We start from the raw sequence: 18,117 nt of genomic DNA on the forward strand, positions 1-18,117 counted from the left end.
TCTGTCGCCGAGCTGCGCGCCCAGGCACGCGCTTCATTCGTGCGCCTGGGCCACCGCCACGATGTTCTCGCCGCCTTCTTCCTTCACGCGGGTCTGCGCCTTACCGGACTTTCCTGAAGAGGGTTAGAGCAGTCTCGCGGCCTTCTTCAACGGGAGACGACATGAGCATGAAGATGAACCTGCCCCTGAAGGACGTGCTGACCGGCATCAAGGTGGTGGCCGAGTGCGTGCGCGACATCCAGAAAGAGCGCACGGAACAGACTCGGCTGCGTGAAGAATCCCGAGTGGATGTCGAGCACATCCATGCCATGCGTGACGTGCTCCTGGACTACCTGGACCGCAGCTTCGACGAGCGTCGGGAGAATTTTCGACAACTCTTCGAGCGCCTGGACGGAGCCATCGCCAGCGACAATGTGCAGATGGCGGCTGTGGTCCTGGACTCCGTCGTGAAGCTGGCCGATGCCTCGCCCTTCAAGGCGCTACAGGATGTGGCGGCGACCCGCGCCGTGCTCGGGAAACAGGGGACGGAGTGGAAGTTCTAGGGGGCTCCGCTTCGCCGTCTACGCGGCGACGGGAGTCGTCAGGGCCCTTCGCTCCATGAAGGCGCGCAGTTCCGGCCACCGCGAGGACAGGGCTTCGAAGTCATCGGGGCGCCCGAGCCGTGCGGCGGCCAGTGTGGCGTCGATGTCCATCGCATGAGTTATCGGGTCCACGGCGTCCAGGGCGAAGGCCTTGAGGAGCTTGAGTCGGCGGGTATCACGTCCCGCCAGGGCGTCCGCCTCGTTCGCTCGGGCCGCGAGGAGCGCCAACGCGGCGTTGTGCTGTCCGTCGCGGCAGAGCAGGGAGACCTCGGGCAGCAACGCGTAGGAGGGGGGCAGCTTCCCAGCCCGCTTGCGCCCTTCCTCCAGCCATTCACGTGCCGGGGACAGCTCTCCCTGGAGGAAGTAGGCGTGGGCAATCAGATTGGGCAGCCATTGGTGCGCGGCTGGAACGAACCTGCGCAACGCGCCGGAGTGCTCCGCGGAGCCGAAGAGTTCGAGTGCGCGTGCTGCCTCCCCCAGAGTCAACAGAGACTGTCCGGCCATGGTGACGGAGACGGCCCGCTGGGTGCCCTGGGTGCTTTGGCGTGCGGCCTCCTCGTAGCAGCGGGCTGCTTCTCGTTCGTCACCCGCGCTCGAGAACGAGACTCCCTGGTGATAGGTCGTGCCCCACCTGCGGATGCGCCAGAAGAAGAAGGCGAACAGCGCGAGGAACAGCGCGACACAGCCGCCGGCGAGCACCGGAGGCGTCAGGTACTCGCGCAGCGAACTGGTGCGGGAAGTGGCGTTGTAGGAGATGACGAAGGTGACGACGAGAAACAGCCACATGCCGCCCCGTTGCGCCGAGAAGAAGGAGTAGGGCCGCAGATGGCGCTCTTTGGGAAGGGGAAGCGGAGTCACGCGGGCTCACAAGGCGAAGGTCGAAGCCGCCTCGTAGCCTGACAGCGCGCTGGAATTCCATCCGCTCTTGGTGTCAGCGGCTCGCAACCGAGTCCCCTGGTGACTGTCTGGGGGCCTTGAGTCGCTCATTCGCCAAGAACGGGACCTGACGAATCCACCGAGAATCCTCGCGCTGACGCCCGAGCGGCGAGGCGCCAGGCTGCCTGTCCCTCGTGCTTCGGGGCTGGGGCTTGGGTTCCCCGGGTTCTCGGCCGCCTGGAGCGTTCGCATGTTGACGAGGAGGTGAGCGGGCGGGGCGCGTCGTGCCCAGGCCCGCGAGCGTTGACGCGCATGCGGAGCACGGGGGGACGATGGACCGCACACGCCAGGGAAGATGGTGGGCGCTGGCGCTCGTGGGGGGCGTGCTGGGGGGCGGTGGCTGCGAGCGGCAAGAGGACAAGGTGTCGACGCGCACTCCCTCGGCGGACGACCGGGAGGTGCGCTCGGCCTTGTTTCGAGACCTGGTCGCCTCGCGTGAGCGTGCGCCAGACATCGAGGCCTGGACAGGTCCGGATGCGCAGGGCCGCACGGGACAGGGTGGCTCGGGGCGACCCGCGCCCACGGGGAGTGTGTCGGGGCGCGTGGAGTGGGTGGGCGACAACGAGCTGCTCATCCGCGATTCGGGCGGACAGGAGCGGGATGTCGAGGTGACGCCGGACACGCTGCTGCGGTTGAACGGGAAGCAGGTGGGCCTGGCCTCGATGCGCGAGGGGGACTCCGTCGAGGTGACGTACGACGACGGCCCCGGAGGCTGGGTGGCGCGAGATGTCGAGGTGGTGATTGCCCAGGAGCCGCTCATCCCGACGGAGCGGGAGTTCGGTCGGGATGAGCGCGACAAAGCCTCGTCGCGTCCGTGAGCGGCCGCATCACGAGGACAGTCCCTGCGTGCGCATGCGTGAGCGCGGACGAGGCCATGTCGACGTCCGTGAGCAGCCGCCTCGCGAGGACCGCCTCGGGTTCTCACTCATGAGCGCGGACGAGGCCATGTCGCCGTCCGTGGGCAGCCGCCTCGCGAGGACCGCCTCGGGTTCTCACGCGTGAGCGCGGACGAGGCCGCGCCGCCGTCAGTGAGCGGACATCGCCCGGTTCATCCCGCGACGAAGCGGCGCGGGTGCTCACGCCGAGTCGTCGGTAGGTCGAACGTGCCGTCCGCTGACAACGGGGCCTCGCGTCAGAACGCGTTGCCGTTCGCGCGACGGCCCGGTGACGAGCCAAGGCTGGGATTGAGCGTGGTGTGGAGGACGAAGTCGGTGCCGCCGGGGAACGCGTCGGGTGAGCGATTGAGCGACACGTTGTCCACGGTGCTCGTATAGGTCATCACATCCACCGCGGTGTTCTGGAGGTTGCGCAGGCTCACGGTGTCGCCGCCGTTGTTGAGGCCCAGCTGTCCGGTGGAGGCGTGCACGGTGTCAGGCGTGCCAGGTGGGAAGCCGTTGGGGCCGCCGAAGACGACATACGCCTTTCCCGGCGGGACGAGTGTCCCCGTGGCGAAGGTATGCCGGACCACGTTGGCATCCGACAGAGACCAGCCAGACAGGTCCGCGGTGGAGCCGCCGGTGTTGATGACCTCGACGAACTCGTACTGACTGTCGGGCACGGTGCCGCCGTCGCCACTCGGGACCGAGGGTTCGTTGGCGAGCACCTCGTTGATGAGCATCGCGGGAGGTGTGCTCGTCCCACCGTCGGGGACGCCGCCTCCTCCGCCGAAGGCATAGTGGCTGACGACGGGGTAATGGTCGCTGACGATGTTGTTGTAGTTGGGAATCCACGAGTCGGGGCGAACGACGCGGACGGAGTCGGGGACGTAGACGGCGGCGACCTCATCGCTGACGAGCGTGTGGTCGATGGTGTCGGGGTACTCGGTGGTGGTGCGCTCGGCGCGCTCCGACAGGGCCTGGGTGATGAAGGTGTAGTGGGTGGGGTCGGAGAGGAAGTTCTCGAAGGGCGTGTTCAGATACACGCCTCCGCTGTACGTGATGGAGCGGTCGACATCGTCATTCCAGTCGCCAATGACAATCACGCGCGCGGTAGGCATCCCGTCGAGATAAGCCTTCAGCGCGATGCTGGCCTCCTGTCTTCGCCCATGGGACTCCACATCGGCGAAGGCCTTCATGTGCATGACGATGACGATGAGGGGGGCCGAAGCGCCGTTGATGAGGGTGGTGAAGTTGACGCGCAGGGGAGGGCGACCTCCGAAGACATTGGAGTTCTCGGTGAGGATGAGCTCCGCGCTCTGGAAGACGAGGCTGCTGTCGTAGAGGATGCCGGGCTTCTGCTCTCCGGCCGAGTACCAGAAGCTGGTGTTGGGGACGTAGGTCGAGTCGTTGGCGAGGAAGCCGTCGTATTGGGGGAGCTGCGCCTTGAGGACGTCGAAGTCCGCGTTGTCCACGATCTCGACCAGGCCCCACACGTTGGCGCCCGTGTCCGCGAGGATGTCTCGCGCGTGAGCGAGCTGCAGGTCATCGAGATTCCCCCCGGGTGATGTGGAGTTGGGCGGGCCCTGGGTCTCCGCGCCGAACCACTCGATGTTCCAGTGGCCCACGGTGAACGGCTGTCCCGAGCCGCTGACCGTGAGTGACAGCGCGCGCGAGGCGGAGGAGCCCTTGGCGTCCTGCACGGAGGCGCTGAAAGACGTGATGCCCTGGACGGTGGGAGTGCCGGAGATGAGGCCGCTCGCGGAGAGGGTCAGGCCGGTGGGCAGCGCGCCCACGTGGCTCCAGGTCAGGGGCGCGCGCCCCTCGCTCGCCGTAAGGGTGGTGGAGTAGGGCTGGCCCGAGATGGCCTGGGGCAGGGTGTCCGTCGTCACGGTGGGCGGCACGTAGACGGAGAGAGACACGCTGCGCTCGGCGAAGCGGCCTTGGGCATCGGAGACGCGGACGGTGAAGGTGCGGGTGCTGGAGGTGGTGGTGCCGCTGATGGTGCCGGAGCTGGAGAGGGACAGGCCGGTGGGGAGTGAGCCTGAGACGACGCTCCAGGAGAAGGGCGCCTTGCCACCGGAGACGGCCAGGGTGGCGGAGTAGGGCGCGCCAGTGTCGGCCTCGGGGAGCGCGCTCGTGGTGATGGCGGGTGGGGCGTAGACGACGAGCGCCAGGGTCCGAGGGGCCGTGCGACCGTTCTCGTCGGAGACGCGGACGGTGAAGGACGCGGTGCCGGCGGAGGAGGGCGTGCCGCTGAGCGTGCCCTGGGGCGAGAGCGAGAGGCCGGGAGGCAGCGTGCCGGAGACGAGCGTCCAGGTGAGGGTGCCTCGGCCACCGGTGGCGGTGAGCGCGTGCTGGTAGGCGGTGCTCAGCGTCGCATCGGGGAGGGCCTGGGTGGTGATGGTGGGAAGGGCGAGGACGGTGAAGGCGACGGAGCGAGTGGCGGTGCGGCCATTGGCGTCACGAGCGATGACGTCGAAGGTGAAGGCGCCGCCCTGGGTGGGCTGTCCGTGGAGGAGTCCCTCGGGAGCGAGCGAGAGTCCGGTGGGAAGGGGGCCCGGAGTGGAGAAGACGAAGGGGGCCTTGCCCTGCGAGGCCTGGAGGGCGCGAGCGACGTTGTCCTGGACGTAGACGCTCTGTGGGGCCACGGCGGCGAGCAAGGGGGGCAGGAAGGTGGCGAGGGAGAGCTCCCGCGTATCGGTGGCGCCGTTGGCGTCGGTGACGCGGAGGCTGAACGCGGAGGTGCCGGCGGCGGAGGGGGTGCCATTGAGGATTCCGGAGCCGAGCAGCGCGAGTCCGGGAGGCAGGGCGCCGCTGACGAGGGTCCACGTGTAGGGCGCCTTCCCGCCGAGGACGGAAGGAGCCTGGCCGTAGGCGCTGTCCGTATAGGCATCCGGGAGGGTGGTGGAGCTGATGGTGAGTCCGTCGCGGATGGTGAGCTGGAAGTCCGCGGAAGCGGTGTGGCCATTGGCGTCGCGGGCCTCAATGGTGAAGGAGAAGTTGCCCGAGGTGGTGGGGGTGCCGGCGAGGGAGAAGGCTTCCAGTTGGAGGCCGGGGGGCAGGGCACCGGAGGTGACGTGGAGGCTCAGCGGGGCGAGTCCACCGGAGGCCGAGAGGGCGGCGGAGTAGGGGAGGCCAACGACACCGAGCGAGAGGGACGCGGTGGAGAAGGTGGGCGGCGCGAGAACGGAGAGGGTGAGTTGCTGGGAGGACGCGGCGCCGGAATCGTCCTGGACGTGAACGGTGAAGGTGAAGGAGCCGGAGGCGACGGGGCTGCCGGAGAGGAGCCCCTGCGCACCGAGCCGCAGGCCGGAGGGCAGGTCTCCATTGGAGAGGCTCCAGGCGTAGGGGGGCGAGCCACCGGAGACCGCGAGGGGCGCGGAGTACGCGTCACCGAGGTAGGCGTCGGAGAGGGAAGTGGTCTCGACGGTGAGCGAGGTGTGGCCGCCGTCGGTGGGATTCGGACCGGCGTCCCGTTCAGGGAGCAGGGGCGTGGTGGGCTTGGAGCCGGGGCATGCGGACAGGCTGAGGGCGAGCAGCAACGTCAGTGCACGTTGGAACCGCATGGAGACTCCGAACCGGCAGGGGCCGTGGCCCCAGGTGAGAGCGGGCACTGTAGTCCGTGACGGTGACGACAGCTCAATCGCGCGTCGGGTGATACGGCCAAGAAAAAGGCCGCGGCCCCCGAAGGGACCGCGGCCAGGAAGGATGAGCTTGGGGGCTCAGCCCCGTGTCAGCCGATTACGGCGTCGGCGCGCCCGGAGAGCTGGGCAGGAACACGAAGTCGGCGTTGTTGTTGTTGGTGTCGCCGCCGTTGGGAACGCGCTGGATAGAGCCCGCCGCCGAGCCCGAGTCCGCAGCGGAGGTCTTGGTCCCCTCGAGGAAATCGAGGAGCAAGTCACCCGCGCCGGTCACGATGTTGAACTGGGTGTTCTCGGTGCCGGACTCGTAGAAGACGGTGTCGATCATCGTTCCCGTGGTGTTCTGGATGAGGCCGATGCCGTCAGGGCCGTTTTGGACGATGTTCTCGTTCGGAGTAGCGTTCGGCGGCGGCACGGCGATGATCAGACGAAGAACGCCGGGCAGCGGATTGCTGGCGAAGTAGGTCGTCGAGGCAGCGACCAAATAGCCACCAGCCGGCAGTGACGTCACCGCGGTACCACCAGCATCGGTCACGGCGCTCAGCGGGAAGCGGAGGTACTGGCGACGCGGCGTGGCCGCAGGCGAGCCACCGTTGACGAGGACGAGTTCGAGGCCGCTCAGGTCGGCGGCCGCGTTGCCTCGATTGTAGATCTCGATGAACTCCGCAGTGTCATTGCTGGGGTTGTCGTAGTCCACTTCGTTGATGACGAGCGAGGCGCCCTGGGGCGGAGGCGTGAAGCCGGTGAAGCTCGCGCTGTTGTTCGCGCTGGCGACCGGCTTACCGCTCAGGTCGGTGACCTCGCCGGAGACGGTGGCCGTATAGGCCGTGCCCGGCGTCTGCTCGCTCGTGGTGAGGGTCACCAGCGTTCCATCGACCGCGACGCCCGAGACAGTCAGATTTTCGATGGTGAAGTCCGAGGTCTGCGCGGAAGCCGCATCAATCTTACGGTCGAACGTGAGCCGGACCTCCGTGGCTGCCACGCCAGTCGCAGTGACCAGCTTGGGCGCGGGGCAGTCGAGCGTGATGTCCGAAGCCGAGAAGGCCGACGGTTGCGGCGTGGTGCCGAACCGCCACATGGGACCCACGAGGGTGAACTGGCAGCCCTGTGCGGCTTCGAGCGCCTGGGGCAGGGCCGTGGGCATGCGCAGGCGAATCGTGTTGGTCGAGGACATCCCGGTCGTCGTGATGGGGAAGCCCGCGAAGCCCGCCCCCGCGCCGCCTACAGCGCCCAGGGTACCGGACAGCGTGATGAGCTGGTACTCGTAGCCGGCCAGTGCGGTAACGAGGTCGTTCGCGCCGGAGCGGTCCACGGCCAGCGAGCGCACCGAGTGACCCTGGCTGAGCCGCGTGAAATCCGCGACGGTGCTGGCCAGGTCCTGCTGGTTCGCGAGCTGCTTCGTGGCGACGGTCAGGCTGATTCGGTCTCCCACGGACACCTGGTTCACGACGGCGGGGTCGGAGACGAACATCGCGGGGCCGTTGGCCTCCGCCTGGAGGAAGAAGCCGACAGGCTCGGTCGCGTTGTCCTGGCCCGGAACGGCGGGCTTGAGGAACGTGACGTAGGCTCCATTGACGGGCAGGTTGGGGGAGCCAGCCTCGGCGGCGAGGAAGGCGGCAATCTGCGCGCTGGTCTCAGCCGCGGTGGGGCCAGGGGCCGTCTCGCAAGCGTGGGTCGTCGTGTTGCAGACCTGGCCCGCCGTGCAGCTCGCGTTCGTCAGGCACTGCACGCACTCCGTGCGGTTGTTGCAGACCGGCTTCAGCGGATCCAGATTCGCGCACTGAGCGTCGGTGACGCAGACCTCGCACTGACCACGGTTGTTGTTGCCCGTGGGGTCGCAGAAGTCACGCGCGCTGTCCGGCACATCGGCGCAGTCGGTATTTTCCGTGCAGCCGCACAGGAAGTTGGCGTTGCAGGCCGGCTTGGTCGCATCGCAGTGGGCAGTGTTGCCCGGGGAGCACTCGACGCACGTCGTCGGCGTGGTGTCCGTGCGGCAGACCGGGGTCTCCGGAGCGCACGACGCGTTGTCCGCGCAGCCCTCGCAGGCGGAGCCCGTGGCGTTGCACGTCTGCTCACCCTGGCAACCCTCGGTGGCGTTGCAGACCTTGCACTCGCCGGCGCCGTTGTTGGCCGCCGTGTCGCAGATGTTGGTGGGCGAAGAGCAGCCCTGGTCGGGGCTCGTCTGCGAGTCGAAGCAGACCTTGCACGCGCCCGCGCCGCTGTTGGCGGCCGTGTCGCAGATGGGGGCCGTGGCCGAGCAGCCCAGGTCCTGGCTATTGCCCGTGGCGGAGTCCGTGCACGCCTTGCAGACGCCCACGCCATTGTTGGCGGTGGTGTCGCAGACCGGCACTTCAGCGGCACAGCCCAGGTCCTGGCCGTTGCCCGTGGCCGTGTCGCGGCACGCGGTGCATACGCCCTTGCCGCCTGTGCCAGTGATGTCGCAGACAGGAGCAGCGGCGGAGCAGCCTTCATCCGTGCCCGTGCCCGTGGCGGAGTCGCGGCAAATCTTGCACACGCCCGTGCCGGAGCTGATGTCACACAGCTCGCCCGTGCCGCAGCCCGGGTTGCAGGTCACGCCCGCGTCCGGAGTACCCGAGTCTGGAGTACCGGAATCCGGCGTACCCGAATCCGGAGTGCCCGAGTCCGGGGTCGGTACGTTGATGGCGACCTGATCGCAGGTCCCATCGTTACAGGTCCACTCCTTGCCCGGATCTGGCTGGCCATTATCGGCGCGACAGTCGAACTGGTCGACGCACTCATCTCCACAGCCCGTGCCCATCGTGACGAGCACGGCGGTCATGAGCGCTGCAAGCCAATTTCGCTTCTGCATGCGGTCCCCTCCAGGGATGCAGGTAGTAACTCGCCCCCCTTACACCTGAACCTGGAGAGGGTCCATTGCGGGGCCCCCGTGACACCGCCATGTCACGCAGGAATCCCTCGAAATGACTGGTTATCAGGGTGTCTTGCGGGAGGCTGGAGGTCGGGGACCCGCGTACAGGTCGATGACCTGTGAAATCGCGCTCTGACACACCGCGCAGAAGGGTACCCGGTCCCGGGTGAACATCACACAGTCGAGCTGGGGTCTGTAATACCCCCGGGCCTCGTAGTTGGCCCCTTCGAAGGCGCCCACCTTGTTCGAGTACTTCTGTGAGGAAAGGAACTTCTCCTCCCAGTCACGCTGCGCCACGAACAGGGAGTCCATCTCCGACTCCGGCTTGCGCTGGGCCCGGACCTGGCGGCGGCGCTTCTGCACGTCATTGGAGTGCGTCTCGTAGGCCTCCTTGCTCCAGGGTGTGGGCAGGGGCGTGCCGGGCGTCACCAGGTGCTTCCACTTGAGCTGCTCCGGGTCCTTGAGCGCGGTGACGTTCTTCTCCCAGGGCTCCAGCCGGTCGGCGCTGGGCACGTAGACGGACTCGGAGGTGTAGTACTCGTCGGCGAGGCCCGCGAAGTGATGGCCGAACTCGTGGACGAAGACGTAGGGCGCCCACAGGCTGTCGGCCGCCACGGTGCCGTAGAGGCCGAGGATGCCTCCGCCTCCATAGGTGTTGCCGTTGGACAGGATTTCGACGAACTCGTAGGGCGCGAAGGCAGACAGCTCGCGGAAGGCCTTGTTGTCGAAGGTCAGGATGTAGCGCTCGCTGCCGAAGGCGTCATAGGTGGTGCCCACGGGTGAGCGCCGGTGGACGCCGGTGGACGGCCGGGAGATTCCGGACTGCACGGCGGCCGGCATCAGGCCCCAGACGTTGAAGTCTGTCTTGCGCTCCTTGAAGGGCGAGAAGGTGAAGAGGATGTCCACCATGCGCCGGGCGTCCTTCTCGAACTTGGCGCGCTCCGCTTCGGTGTAGCCGTCGCCCAGGATGAGCAGGTCCACCTTCTGCTCCGGCGGCCCGTTCTCCAGCAGCTTCAGCAGCGGGCCTGGCGCGGGCGGTGAGGACGGGTCCACGAACATGTCCTTCGGGTCCACGATGAGTGACCACACCTCGCGGAAGGCGTTCTGTGCGTCCCGCTTCTTGAGGAGCACCTGGACGGGGCGCTCCGGCGTGGGAAAGCGAAGCGACTCGTGGAAGGTGCGGTGCTGGCTCTTCGCCTCGGTGGTGAGCTCCCACTCTCCGTAGATGGAAGCGAAACCCCGGGAGAAGAGGACCTGGTTCGTGTCCCGGTCCCTTACCTCGAAGAGATACTTGCCGAGGTTGGTGTCGTCGACCGCGCGTGCGGTGTGTCCCGGCCAGGGGAGCGGTTCGGTGACCACCCGGTCGAGGCTGAAGCGTTCCTCGGTGGCGTTGCCGGTGTGGAAGTAATCCACCCGGAGGGTGCGAGGGGCCGCGGCGGAAGCGCTCGTGGCCAGGAGCAGGGCAAGAAGGGCACGCGTCATGCGCGGCACTCTATGCGGCGGCGACGTTATCGGCGCGGCTGGCGAACTCGCTCGCTGGCTTCGTGACGAACGCGGTGTGTCAGGCTTCCTCCCGCGTAGTCCGCGAGACGTGGATTCAGAAGGTGCCGGAGAAGCTGGCTGAGAAGTCCTCACCATTCGTGGCGACGCCCACCGAGACAGGCGGCTGCGCTTGGGGCGAGGGCGACAGAAGGAAGAGCACGGCCCCCGTGGCGACCGCCGCGCCTCCTCCGACGAGTAGTCCCGTGAGGAGATTGCTCTTCTGGACCAAGGAGCTCCGAAGCCGCAGCGCCTCCTGGTCCGAGGAGAGGATTCGACCGTTCTCGAGCCGCTTCTCCAGGTCGTCCACGTTCTTCTGCGCCAGGAACCGCACTACGCCCGCCCCGCCTAGCGCGGCCACGCCGGTGCCAATCAGGACATAGGAGGCCACGCGCAGTGCCGGTGTGGGTCGGTCCGCCGAGTCCGCGATGCCGTCCGAGAGAGGGTTCGGAGCGCTGATGTCCATGCCACCTCCGTGCTGGGCGCCAGACTTGTCCGCGGTCACAGCCTGCTCCCAGGGAGCTCGCCCATTGGCGTTCATCACCACGAGGTTGGAAGGAGACCGACCCGTGGTCACGAAGTCCACCAGGGCGGAGAGTGCTTCCGCCGGGGCATCCAGGCCCTGCGTCTTGAAGCCGCCTTCGCGAAGCTTCTGACCGCCCTCGACATTGAGCACCGTGGCGGCGAACCACTTGGGGCCACTGCTGGGGCGCTCCAGGCGCACAACGATGACCTCTTCGACACCGAGTGTTCCGCCCAGACGGACGGCGTGACTGAGGGTCCGCTCCGCGCTGGCTTCGGGGATGGAGAGACAGGGGAACGGCGTGGCGGAGACGGAGCCCTCATAGGCGAGGTCCACGAGCAGCGGTGTGTCAGCGCCTTGCGCCTGAATCTGTCGAGGGAAGCTGATGGCCTCACCCTTCACAAGGGTGAGGTCATAGGCGCCAGCCAGCACGTCGAGAGTCAGCGGCGTCTGCCCCATCTTGATGCCGTCGAGGTACACGTCCGAGGTCGGCAATGTGGACTTCACCGAGAGCTTCACCTTGCGGGTGAGGTTCAGTTCCCTGCGCAGCTTGTCGAATCCCTGGCGCACCGAGGGCGCGAAATAGTCCGGGTCGAGCGCGTAGGTGGGCTGGAGTCGCAACACGCTTCGGAACGCAGTGTCGCTTTCCTTTTGTTTGCCCATGGTCCGATAGTTCAGGCCGTGCAGGAGCTGGGCGTTCACGTAGAGCTTCCAGCGCGCATCGCCCACGGGCAGGCGGTTGATTTGCTGGAGGGCTTCGTCGATAGCTATCGCGGCCTTGCCGTTGCGACTCTCGTAGAAGTGGTCCTGAGCGGAGTCGAGCTGCCGCTGGATGTCCTCGTAGCTTTTGGTGGGCTGAGGGAACAGCCGCTCACTGAAACCGGCCGCGCTCAAAACGTCCTGCTCCGGACGTGACACGAGAGCGCTGAGGAACGCATTGGCCTGGCTGCCCAGCTCCGCGTCTTTGCAGTCGCCACTCGCAACGACCAGTCGCCGCGGGGCTGAGAATGAGGTGAAGGGAAGAATACAACTCAGGATGAACAATGCGGACCGCATGGCATTCCTCCTGGAGGAGCTGGGGGCAGGGCGACAAGGTGAGGGCATGGCCGATTCTAGCGATTGGGGTGTGAGTGAACGACCAGCGTTCCACCGTCGGGGAGAGTGGTCACTACTTGGATGCCGTTGGAGTGTTGCGTAGGGGTAAAGGTCGAGAATGTCGCGGTCGGGATGGGGTGGGGTGCGGTCGAGCTGCTGGCGAAGTGAGACCACGACCCAGATATGCATTGCTCGATGTGGAAGACTGTTTCTAGCTGCTTCGCCCAGACCATCCACAACGTCCCATTGTCGTCGACTTCGAGGCGCGTCAAATCGGAATGACGAGCTATGGTTGGCTCGAGCGGCGGGCAATAGACCTTCCACTCATTGCTCTCCCAGATGTATGAACGCGCCTGCGTGGAGCCGCTAGTCGCTTGAGCGAGCCCGGTCAGAATCAGGTTGCCTTTTGGGGAAATGAAGAGGCGTTGGCTCCAGCCGAAAGAGGGGTTGACGGAAGGTTGAGTTCCACGAAGAGGCTTCCACGTGGAGCCGTCCCATTGAACGACAGATGGTGCGGGTGTTCCGTCTGTCGCTCCCGTCACCCACAAGAACAGAGATTGAGAGGGGCCGGGCCTGATATCGAGCGGGTAGCTCGAAAGCATGCCGAGCTCCAAGTTGATGCTTCCTCCAACTCCTTCCCACGTTGTGCCCGTCCAGCGGTAGACGTAGGTGGTCTGTTCAGCGTCGGAGAAGAATGCAACGAACGGTTTTCCTGTCGCATCCAAATTCATGACCGGGTAAGTGCTGTCGGGGTGGGATGGGAGGATGCCTGTCGAACCCCCCAGGTAGTTCCATTGGTTTCCCATCCAACGCGCGACGTAGATGCGCTCGGACTCGTTGCTGCCTTGTCCTTCATGCCAGGCGATGATTGGTGAATCATCAAGAGGGTCGAACCTGAGGATTGGTTTGTATGGCTCGAAGCCACCTGCTCTGGCTTCCAGACCCCTCCCCAATTCCGTCCATTTGCTGCCAGTGTTGCCGTAGACTCGTAGCTGAGTGTGTGTCAGGAAATTCTCTGTTTGGACGATGATGGAGTTCCCTTGCTTGTCCGAGCCGAACCCAGAACGAGAGGAAGCAATGCTCCCCGAATTCTTGGCGAAGACGGGTCCAGCAGGCTCGAACAGCACCGCGGGGTGCTCCCAGTCCCACGGGCCTGCGGGAACGTCCAAGGCATTCCCCGCCAGATCCGTCACGGCCGAGGTGAGCGCAATCGCCACCGCACTGGGGGCCGAGACGGCGGTTCCCGGCACCACCGTCATCGTCTTCCCATCCCCCGACAGTGACACCGTCCGGGCCACCTCCACTCCGCCCACGGTGAGTCGCACGGAGGCGCTCGTCACGGTGCTCGCATTCACCGGCTCGGAGAACACGGCCTGGATGGGGCTCTTGACCCACACATCCTGCGCCCCCGGTTCCGGGGCCCGCGACACCACCCGCGGCGCCGTGCGGTCCACCACCACCACGCGCTCCTCCCCCGTGAACACCGTCTCCCCGAACACCACCCGCCCCCCCAACCGGTGCTCACCCTCCGTCTCCCCCGCCGTGTCCCACGCATACGTGTACGGAGCCTCCAGCACCGCGAGCACCTCCCCGTCCCGGAGCAACTCCACACGGTCCGGACGGTGCCCCGTCACCTCCAGGTCGATGTCCAAGACCCCCCTCGTATAGGCCGTCGCCTCGGGCGTGCGGATGCGCGCCTCGCCCTGGACGGGAGTGATGCCCGGCACGTCGATACAGGCCGGCGCGGACAGGAGAACGGCAACCACCCAGGGCGGCAGGACAGGTCTTGGAGTGCTCATCGTGTGGAGTCAGTGCAGGCCGCGTTCCGTTGCCCACCAGACAGTCGCATGCCCATAACAGCCCTCTCCCGCTTCCTCCAAACCACCCCAACCCCTTGCTTTCAGGCCCGGACCCACCGGCGCGGAGTCGTTCCACTTCGGGTGCAATCCCCATGGCGCCGTCCCGGCGCTGGACTCCCGTCCGTGCTCCGGAACCGCTCTGCCGCCCGCTCTCCGGGGGAGCCCCCTGGGGCACGAGGCACTCGCCACCTTCATCCCCATCTTCGCTCAGGGCCAGGAGCCGCCAGCGCGCCGGCTCGCCCAACGGAGGCCAGGGAACATGAAACGGGCATGGAAGAACCGCGTCGTCGTCATCACCGGAGCGTCCAGCGGCATCGGCCGCGCCACCGCGCTCGCCCTCGCGAAGAAGGGCGCCCACCTCGTGCTCGCCGCCCGCCGCGAGGAGCCGCTCGAGGACCTCTCCCGTGAGTGCGTCTCCCTCGGCGTCCGCGCCGTCGCCGTCCCCACCGATGTCTCGGATTCCGCCTCCGTGCAGGCGCTCGCCCAGGAAGCCGTGCGAGCCTTCGGCCGCTTCGACGCGTGGATCAACAACGCCGGCGTCTACCTCATGGGCAGCCTGGAGGAGACCCCCGACGACGCCTTCCGCCAGCTCATGGAGACCAACTTCTTCGGCACCGTCAGCGGCACCCGAGCCGCCGTGACGCAGTTCCGCCGCCAGGGCCACGGCACCCTCGTCAATGTCTCCTCATCCTTCGGCTCCGTCACCGCCCCCTATGTCAGCGCCTACGTCGCCTCCAAACACGCCGTGCGAGGCTTCACCGCCTCCGTCCGCCAGGAACTCCTCGATACCGGCATCCACGTCTGCACCGTGATGCCCGCCGCCATCGACACGCCCCTGTGGCACCACACGGCCAACTACACCGGCTGGCGCGTGCGCCCCGTGGAGCCCGTCTACACCCCCGAACGCGTCGCCCGAGCCATCCTCCGCGTCCTGCACCAACCCCGCGCCGAAGTCCTCGTCGGCCCCGCCGCCCGCGCCTTCGCCGCCATGCACGGCCTGATGCCGCGGACCTTCGAGCGCACCATGCACGGCGCCACCGAGGCCCTTCACTTCGAGGACGAACGTCAGGGCGCCACCCCCGGCAGCCTGTTCCACCCCATGTCCGAGGGCACCGCCACGTCCGGCGGCTATCACTCCCGGAGCAAGCAAGCCCTGCGCCGCCTGCTCTTCGCCGGGGGACTGGTCGCCACGGCCGCTCTCTTGGGGAGGAGGGAGGCTCGGGGGCGGCTTGGCGCGCGCGTCGCCCACGCACTAGGGGTGTGAGACTCACATTGTCGTCACGGGCCTGGTCCATCGCGGGCCCGTGACCGGGCCATGACACGGCCCGGGGAAAGTCCCGCCGCCATGACCGACATCGCTGTCCTCGTCAATCTGCGTGCACGCCGGGGCTCCGAGGGAGTCGGCGGCCTGGTGCAGCGTTTCCTCCCCAAGGCCCGACTGGCGCTCACCCGCTCGCTCGAAGAGGCCCGGCACTGGATTTCCGAGCTGCGTCCCAACCCGCCCTCGCTCCTGCTGGCCGGAGGCGGTGACGGCACCATCACCGGTCTGCTCAACGAACTGCGCGCGGCGGGCGTGGCCCTGCCGGCCATCGGCGTGCTCCCCATGGGCACTGGCAACGCCTGGGCGCGCGTGACGGGCGCCCCCCGTCCCGCCGTGGCGCTCAAGCAGATCGCCGCCATGCGCGAAGTCCTGCCGCCCACGCGTCCCTTCTCCCTGGTGCGCGTGGAGGGCAAGGTGGCCCCCTTCGCCGGTACGGGCTGGGACGCGGAGATGATTCAGGACTTCAAGGATCAGCTCTCCGCCGCGGGTCCGCTGCGCAGCCAGCAGGCGGGTCTGCGCGGCTACCTCACCGCGATGTTCACCCGGACGGTGCCCCGGCACATGTTCGGCTCCGGCACCCCCCGGGTGTCCGTCTACAACGTGGGCGAGCCCGCCCTCACCGTGGACGCTCGCGGCAACGTGATTCCGGTGCCCAACAGTGAGAAGGGCGCGCTCCTGTACGAAGGGCCCGCGGGCGTGGCCGGAGCCGCCACGACACCCGAGTGGGGATTTGGCTTCAAGGCCTTCCCCTTCGCGCAAACCGTCCCGCACCGGCTCTCCGTTCGCGTCTACAGCGCCGGCGTGCTGGAGGCCACGCGCAACATGTTCAAGCTGTGGCGCGGCGAGCACCCGCTGCCGCACATGCATGACTGGTTCGTCCAGCGCCTGCGCATGGACTTTGACCGCGACGTGCCTTTCCAGATGGGCGGCGACGTCATCGGCATGCGGCGCTCGGTGGAGTTCGACCTGGCCGAGGAGAGCGTCCAGCTCGTCGACTGGCGCAAGCTGTCCCGCATGGTCCACGTGTAGCGCGGCGCGCTCTCGTTGACTCGGGTGTGCTCCGGACACTATGCCGGTGCGCCGTGAGCTACACCTACGAGTACCCGAGACCTTCGTTGACGGTGGACTGCGTCGTCTTCGGCCTGGACGACGATGACCTGAAGGTGCTGCTCATCCAGCGCGGGGTGGAGCCCTTCGAGGGCCGCTGGGCGCTGCCGGGCGGCTTCGTGAAGCTGGACGAGTCGCTCGAGGCCGCCGCGCGGCGCGAGCTGGAGGAGGAGTCCGGTCTGCGCCCCGGGCACCTGGAGCAGCTCTTCACCTTCGGCGAGCCGGACAGGGACCCTCGGGGTCGGGTCATCACCGTGGCGTACTTCGCGCTGGTGAAGCTCAGCGCCCACGCACTGCGCGCCGCCACCGACGCTCGCGAGGCCGCGTGGTTCTCCGTCTGGGATACGCCCAAGCTGGCGTTCGACCACGCGGACATCCTCAACACCGCGCTGCAGCGCCTCAAGGGCAAGGTGCGCTACCAGCCCATCGGCTTCGAGCTCCTGCCGCCCAAGTTCACCCTCACCCAGCTCCAACGCCTGTACGAGGTCGTGCTGGAGCGCGAGCTCGACAAGCGCAACTTCCGCAAGAAAATCCTGGCCATGGACCTCCTGGAGGAGCTGGACGAGGTGGAGCAGGACGTCTCCCACCGCGCCGCGCGCCTCTACCGGTTCGACCACAAGAAGTACCGCCAGCTCGAGAAGGCCGGCTTCAACTTCGAACTCTGACGCCCCGCTGTCCACCCGCGCACGGAGGCCCTGTCCTCCCGTCTGGCCTCCCATTGCATTGACACAGTGTCGTTCGGACACTATGTTGGTGTCGTAGATACACGAACCCGGAGCGAGGCTCCGCGGGACAGCGCCACCAGAGGAGAGGCGCGGCCCGTGGAGTCCCTCTTCGGGGAGCGTGGGAGGCCGCCGCTCCCGGGGAGCCCGGGGGACAGGGCGCGTCACCTTGTCGCACCTTCGCCGTGCCGAGCCCGTTCGCGGGCCACGGGAGAGCCATGTCCTCGCTTCCCTTCGATGTCGCCGCCGCCTCCGTGCAGGGCCGGGAGCATGCGAGGGCGGGGCGCAACAACCAGGATGCCTGGTGCGTGCGCGCCAGCGAGCACGGGCTGGTGGCGGTGGTGGCGGACGGTTGTGGCAGCCAGCCGTGCAGTGAGCTGGGCGCGCAGCTCGGCGTGCGGCGGGTGGCGCAGGCGGCGCTGGTGCGACTGGCGGAAGACGGGCGTGTGGATGAAGCCGGGTTCCTTCCCGGGCTGCGAGAGGACGTGCTGTGTCTGCTGAGTGAGCTCCGGCGGGAGCTCGGCCGCGACACACTGGGGGACTTCCTCTTCACGGTGGTGGGCGCGGTGCTGACGCCCTCTCACACGCTCGTCTTCTCCGCGGGAGATGGGGTCTGGTGCCTCAACGGCGAGGTGCGGGTGCTGGGGCCCTTCGCGAACAATGCACCGCCCTATCTCGCCTATGCCTTGTCGGGTAACGCGGAGACGCCGCTCGTCGCACAGGCCCTGGTGCCCACGCAGGATGTCCGGGTGTTGATGCTCGGGACAGATGGAGTCTCGGACCTGGCGAAGCTGGCGGAGGCGCGCCTTCCCGCGAGCGATGAGCGGGTGGGGGAGCTGTCGCGGTTCTGGACGGAGGACCGCTACTTCACGAACCCGGATGCGCTGCGGCGCCGGCTGGCGATGCTCAACCGAGAGCACGTGCGCGCCGACTTCGAGGCACGGCGCCTGGAGCGAGCGCCGGGCCTGCTCGCGGACGACACGACGATGGTGGTGCTCCGTCGCCGCATGGGGAGGGCGTGACGC

At 67.5% G+C, this 18,117-nt stretch carries 12 protein-coding genes; 6 read left to right on the forward strand and 6 right to left on the reverse strand.

What is annotated here, in order from left to right; genetic code table 11:
* The first annotated feature begins 161 nt into the window (after positions 1–161).
* Positions 162–542, forward strand: coding sequence for a hypothetical protein (locus tag HUA74_RS45130; RefSeq protein ID WP_217439495.1), 381 nt, complete (start codon positions 162–164; stop codon positions 540–542).
* 18 nt (positions 543–560) lie between these two features.
* Here HUA74_RS45130 and HUA74_RS05465 read toward each other — a convergent pair whose 3' ends face one another.
* Positions 561–1,367: a hypothetical protein gene (locus HUA74_RS05465; protein WP_174453693.1), complete on the reverse strand. Its 807-nt coding sequence runs from the start codon at positions 1,365–1,367 to the stop codon at positions 561–563.
* Between the two features lie 422 nt (positions 1,368–1,789).
* On the opposite strand from HUA74_RS05465, the gene HUA74_RS05470 reads away from it, so the two are divergent.
* Positions 1,790–2,335 carry a hypothetical protein gene (locus tag HUA74_RS05470; protein WP_174453694.1) on the forward strand — a complete coding sequence of 182 codons (546 nt, stop codon included), beginning with the start codon at positions 1,790–1,792 and terminating at the stop codon, positions 2,333–2,335.
* Between the two features lie 314 nt (positions 2,336–2,649).
* On the opposite strand, the gene HUA74_RS05475 is transcribed toward HUA74_RS05470, so the two are convergent.
* From HUA74_RS05475 to HUA74_RS05495, 5 genes are all read right to left on the reverse strand, one after another.
* Positions 2,650–5,961 carry a putative Ig domain-containing protein gene (locus tag HUA74_RS05475; protein ID WP_174453695.1) on the reverse strand — a complete coding sequence of 1,104 codons (3,312 nt, stop codon included), beginning with the start codon at positions 5,959–5,961 and terminating at the stop codon, positions 2,650–2,652.
* 175 nt (positions 5,962–6,136) lie between these two features.
* Entirely contained in the window at positions 6,137–8,866 is a 2,730-nt protein-coding gene (locus HUA74_RS05480) for a lamin tail domain-containing protein (protein ID WP_174453696.1), read from the reverse strand.
* 123 nt (positions 8,867–8,989) lie between these two features.
* Positions 8,990–10,408: an IgA Peptidase M64 gene (locus HUA74_RS05485; RefSeq protein ID WP_174453697.1), complete on the reverse strand. Its 1,419-nt coding sequence runs from the start codon at positions 10,406–10,408 to the stop codon at positions 8,990–8,992.
* Between the two features lie 115 nt (positions 10,409–10,523).
* Positions 10,524–12,044 carry a PEGA domain-containing protein gene (locus HUA74_RS05490; protein ID WP_174453698.1) on the reverse strand — a complete coding sequence of 507 codons (1,521 nt, stop codon included), beginning with the start codon at positions 12,042–12,044 and terminating at the stop codon, positions 10,524–10,526.
* Between the two features lie 56 nt (positions 12,045–12,100).
* On the reverse strand, positions 12,101–13,882 hold the full coding sequence (locus HUA74_RS05495) for an Ig-like domain-containing protein (RefSeq protein ID WP_174453699.1): 1,782 nt from the start codon (positions 13,880–13,882) through the stop codon (positions 12,101–12,103).
* Between the two features lie 319 nt (positions 13,883–14,201).
* Between HUA74_RS05495 and HUA74_RS05500 the strand changes: the two genes are divergently transcribed.
* From HUA74_RS05500 to HUA74_RS05515, 4 genes are all read left to right on the forward strand, one after another.
* Positions 14,202–15,206, forward strand: coding sequence for an SDR family oxidoreductase (locus HUA74_RS05500; RefSeq protein ID WP_174453700.1), 1,005 nt, complete (start codon positions 14,202–14,204; stop codon positions 15,204–15,206).
* 81 nt (positions 15,207–15,287) lie between these two features.
* Entirely contained in the window at positions 15,288–16,292 is a 1,005-nt protein-coding gene (locus HUA74_RS05505) for a diacylglycerol kinase family protein (RefSeq protein WP_141648625.1), read from the forward strand.
* Between the two features lie 53 nt (positions 16,293–16,345).
* Positions 16,346–17,035 (forward strand): NUDIX domain-containing protein, encoded by a 690-nt coding sequence (locus HUA74_RS05510; RefSeq protein ID WP_141648624.1) that lies wholly within the window; start codon positions 16,346–16,348, stop codon positions 17,033–17,035.
* Positions 17,036–17,310: 275 nt separating this feature from the next.
* Complete coding sequence (locus tag HUA74_RS05515; protein ID WP_174453701.1) at positions 17,311–18,114, forward strand: protein phosphatase 2C domain-containing protein; 804 nt, start codon at positions 17,311–17,313, stop codon at positions 18,112–18,114.
* Positions 18,115–18,117 lie beyond the last annotated feature (3 nt).

Origin of the sequence: Myxococcus sp. CA051A (assembly GCF_013336705.1) — a bacterium.
GTDB classification, from domain to species: Bacteria; Myxococcota; Myxococcia; order Myxococcales; family Myxococcaceae; genus Myxococcus; species Myxococcus llanfairpwllgwyngyllgogerychwyrndrobwllllantysiliogogogochensis.

Bases quoted from the DNA above. Each gene is read 5' to 3' on its own strand.
- HUA74_RS45130 (WP_217439495.1), top strand. From the start codon at position 162: ATGAGCATGAAGATGAACCTGCCCCTGAAGGACGTGCTGACCGGCATC.
- HUA74_RS05465 (WP_174453693.1), bottom strand. From the start codon at position 1,367: ATGTGGCTGTTTCTCGTCGTCACCTTCGTCATCTCCTACAACGCCACT.
- HUA74_RS05470 (WP_174453694.1), top strand. From the start codon at position 1,790: ATGGACCGCACACGCCAGGGAAGATGGTGGGCGCTGGCGCTCGTGGGG.
- HUA74_RS05475 (WP_174453695.1), bottom strand. From the start codon at position 5,961: ATGCGGTTCCAACGTGCACTGACGTTGCTGCTCGCCCTCAGCCTGTCC.
- HUA74_RS05480 (WP_174453696.1), bottom strand. From the start codon at position 8,866: ATGCAGAAGCGAAATTGGCTTGCAGCGCTCATGACCGCCGTGCTCGTC.
- HUA74_RS05485 (WP_174453697.1), bottom strand. From the start codon at position 10,408: ATGACGCGTGCCCTTCTTGCCCTGCTCCTGGCCACGAGCGCTTCCGCC.
- HUA74_RS05490 (WP_174453698.1), bottom strand. From the start codon at position 12,044: ATGCGGTCCGCATTGTTCATCCTGAGTTGTATTCTTCCCTTCACCTCA.
- HUA74_RS05495 (WP_174453699.1), bottom strand. From the start codon at position 13,882: ATGAGCACTCCAAGACCTGTCCTGCCGCCCTGGGTGGTTGCCGTTCTC.
- HUA74_RS05500 (WP_174453700.1), top strand. From the start codon at position 14,202: ATGAAACGGGCATGGAAGAACCGCGTCGTCGTCATCACCGGAGCGTCC.
- HUA74_RS05505 (WP_141648625.1), top strand. From the start codon at position 15,288: ATGACCGACATCGCTGTCCTCGTCAATCTGCGTGCACGCCGGGGCTCC.
- HUA74_RS05515 (WP_174453701.1), top strand. From the start codon at position 17,311: ATGTCCTCGCTTCCCTTCGATGTCGCCGCCGCCTCCGTGCAGGGCCGG.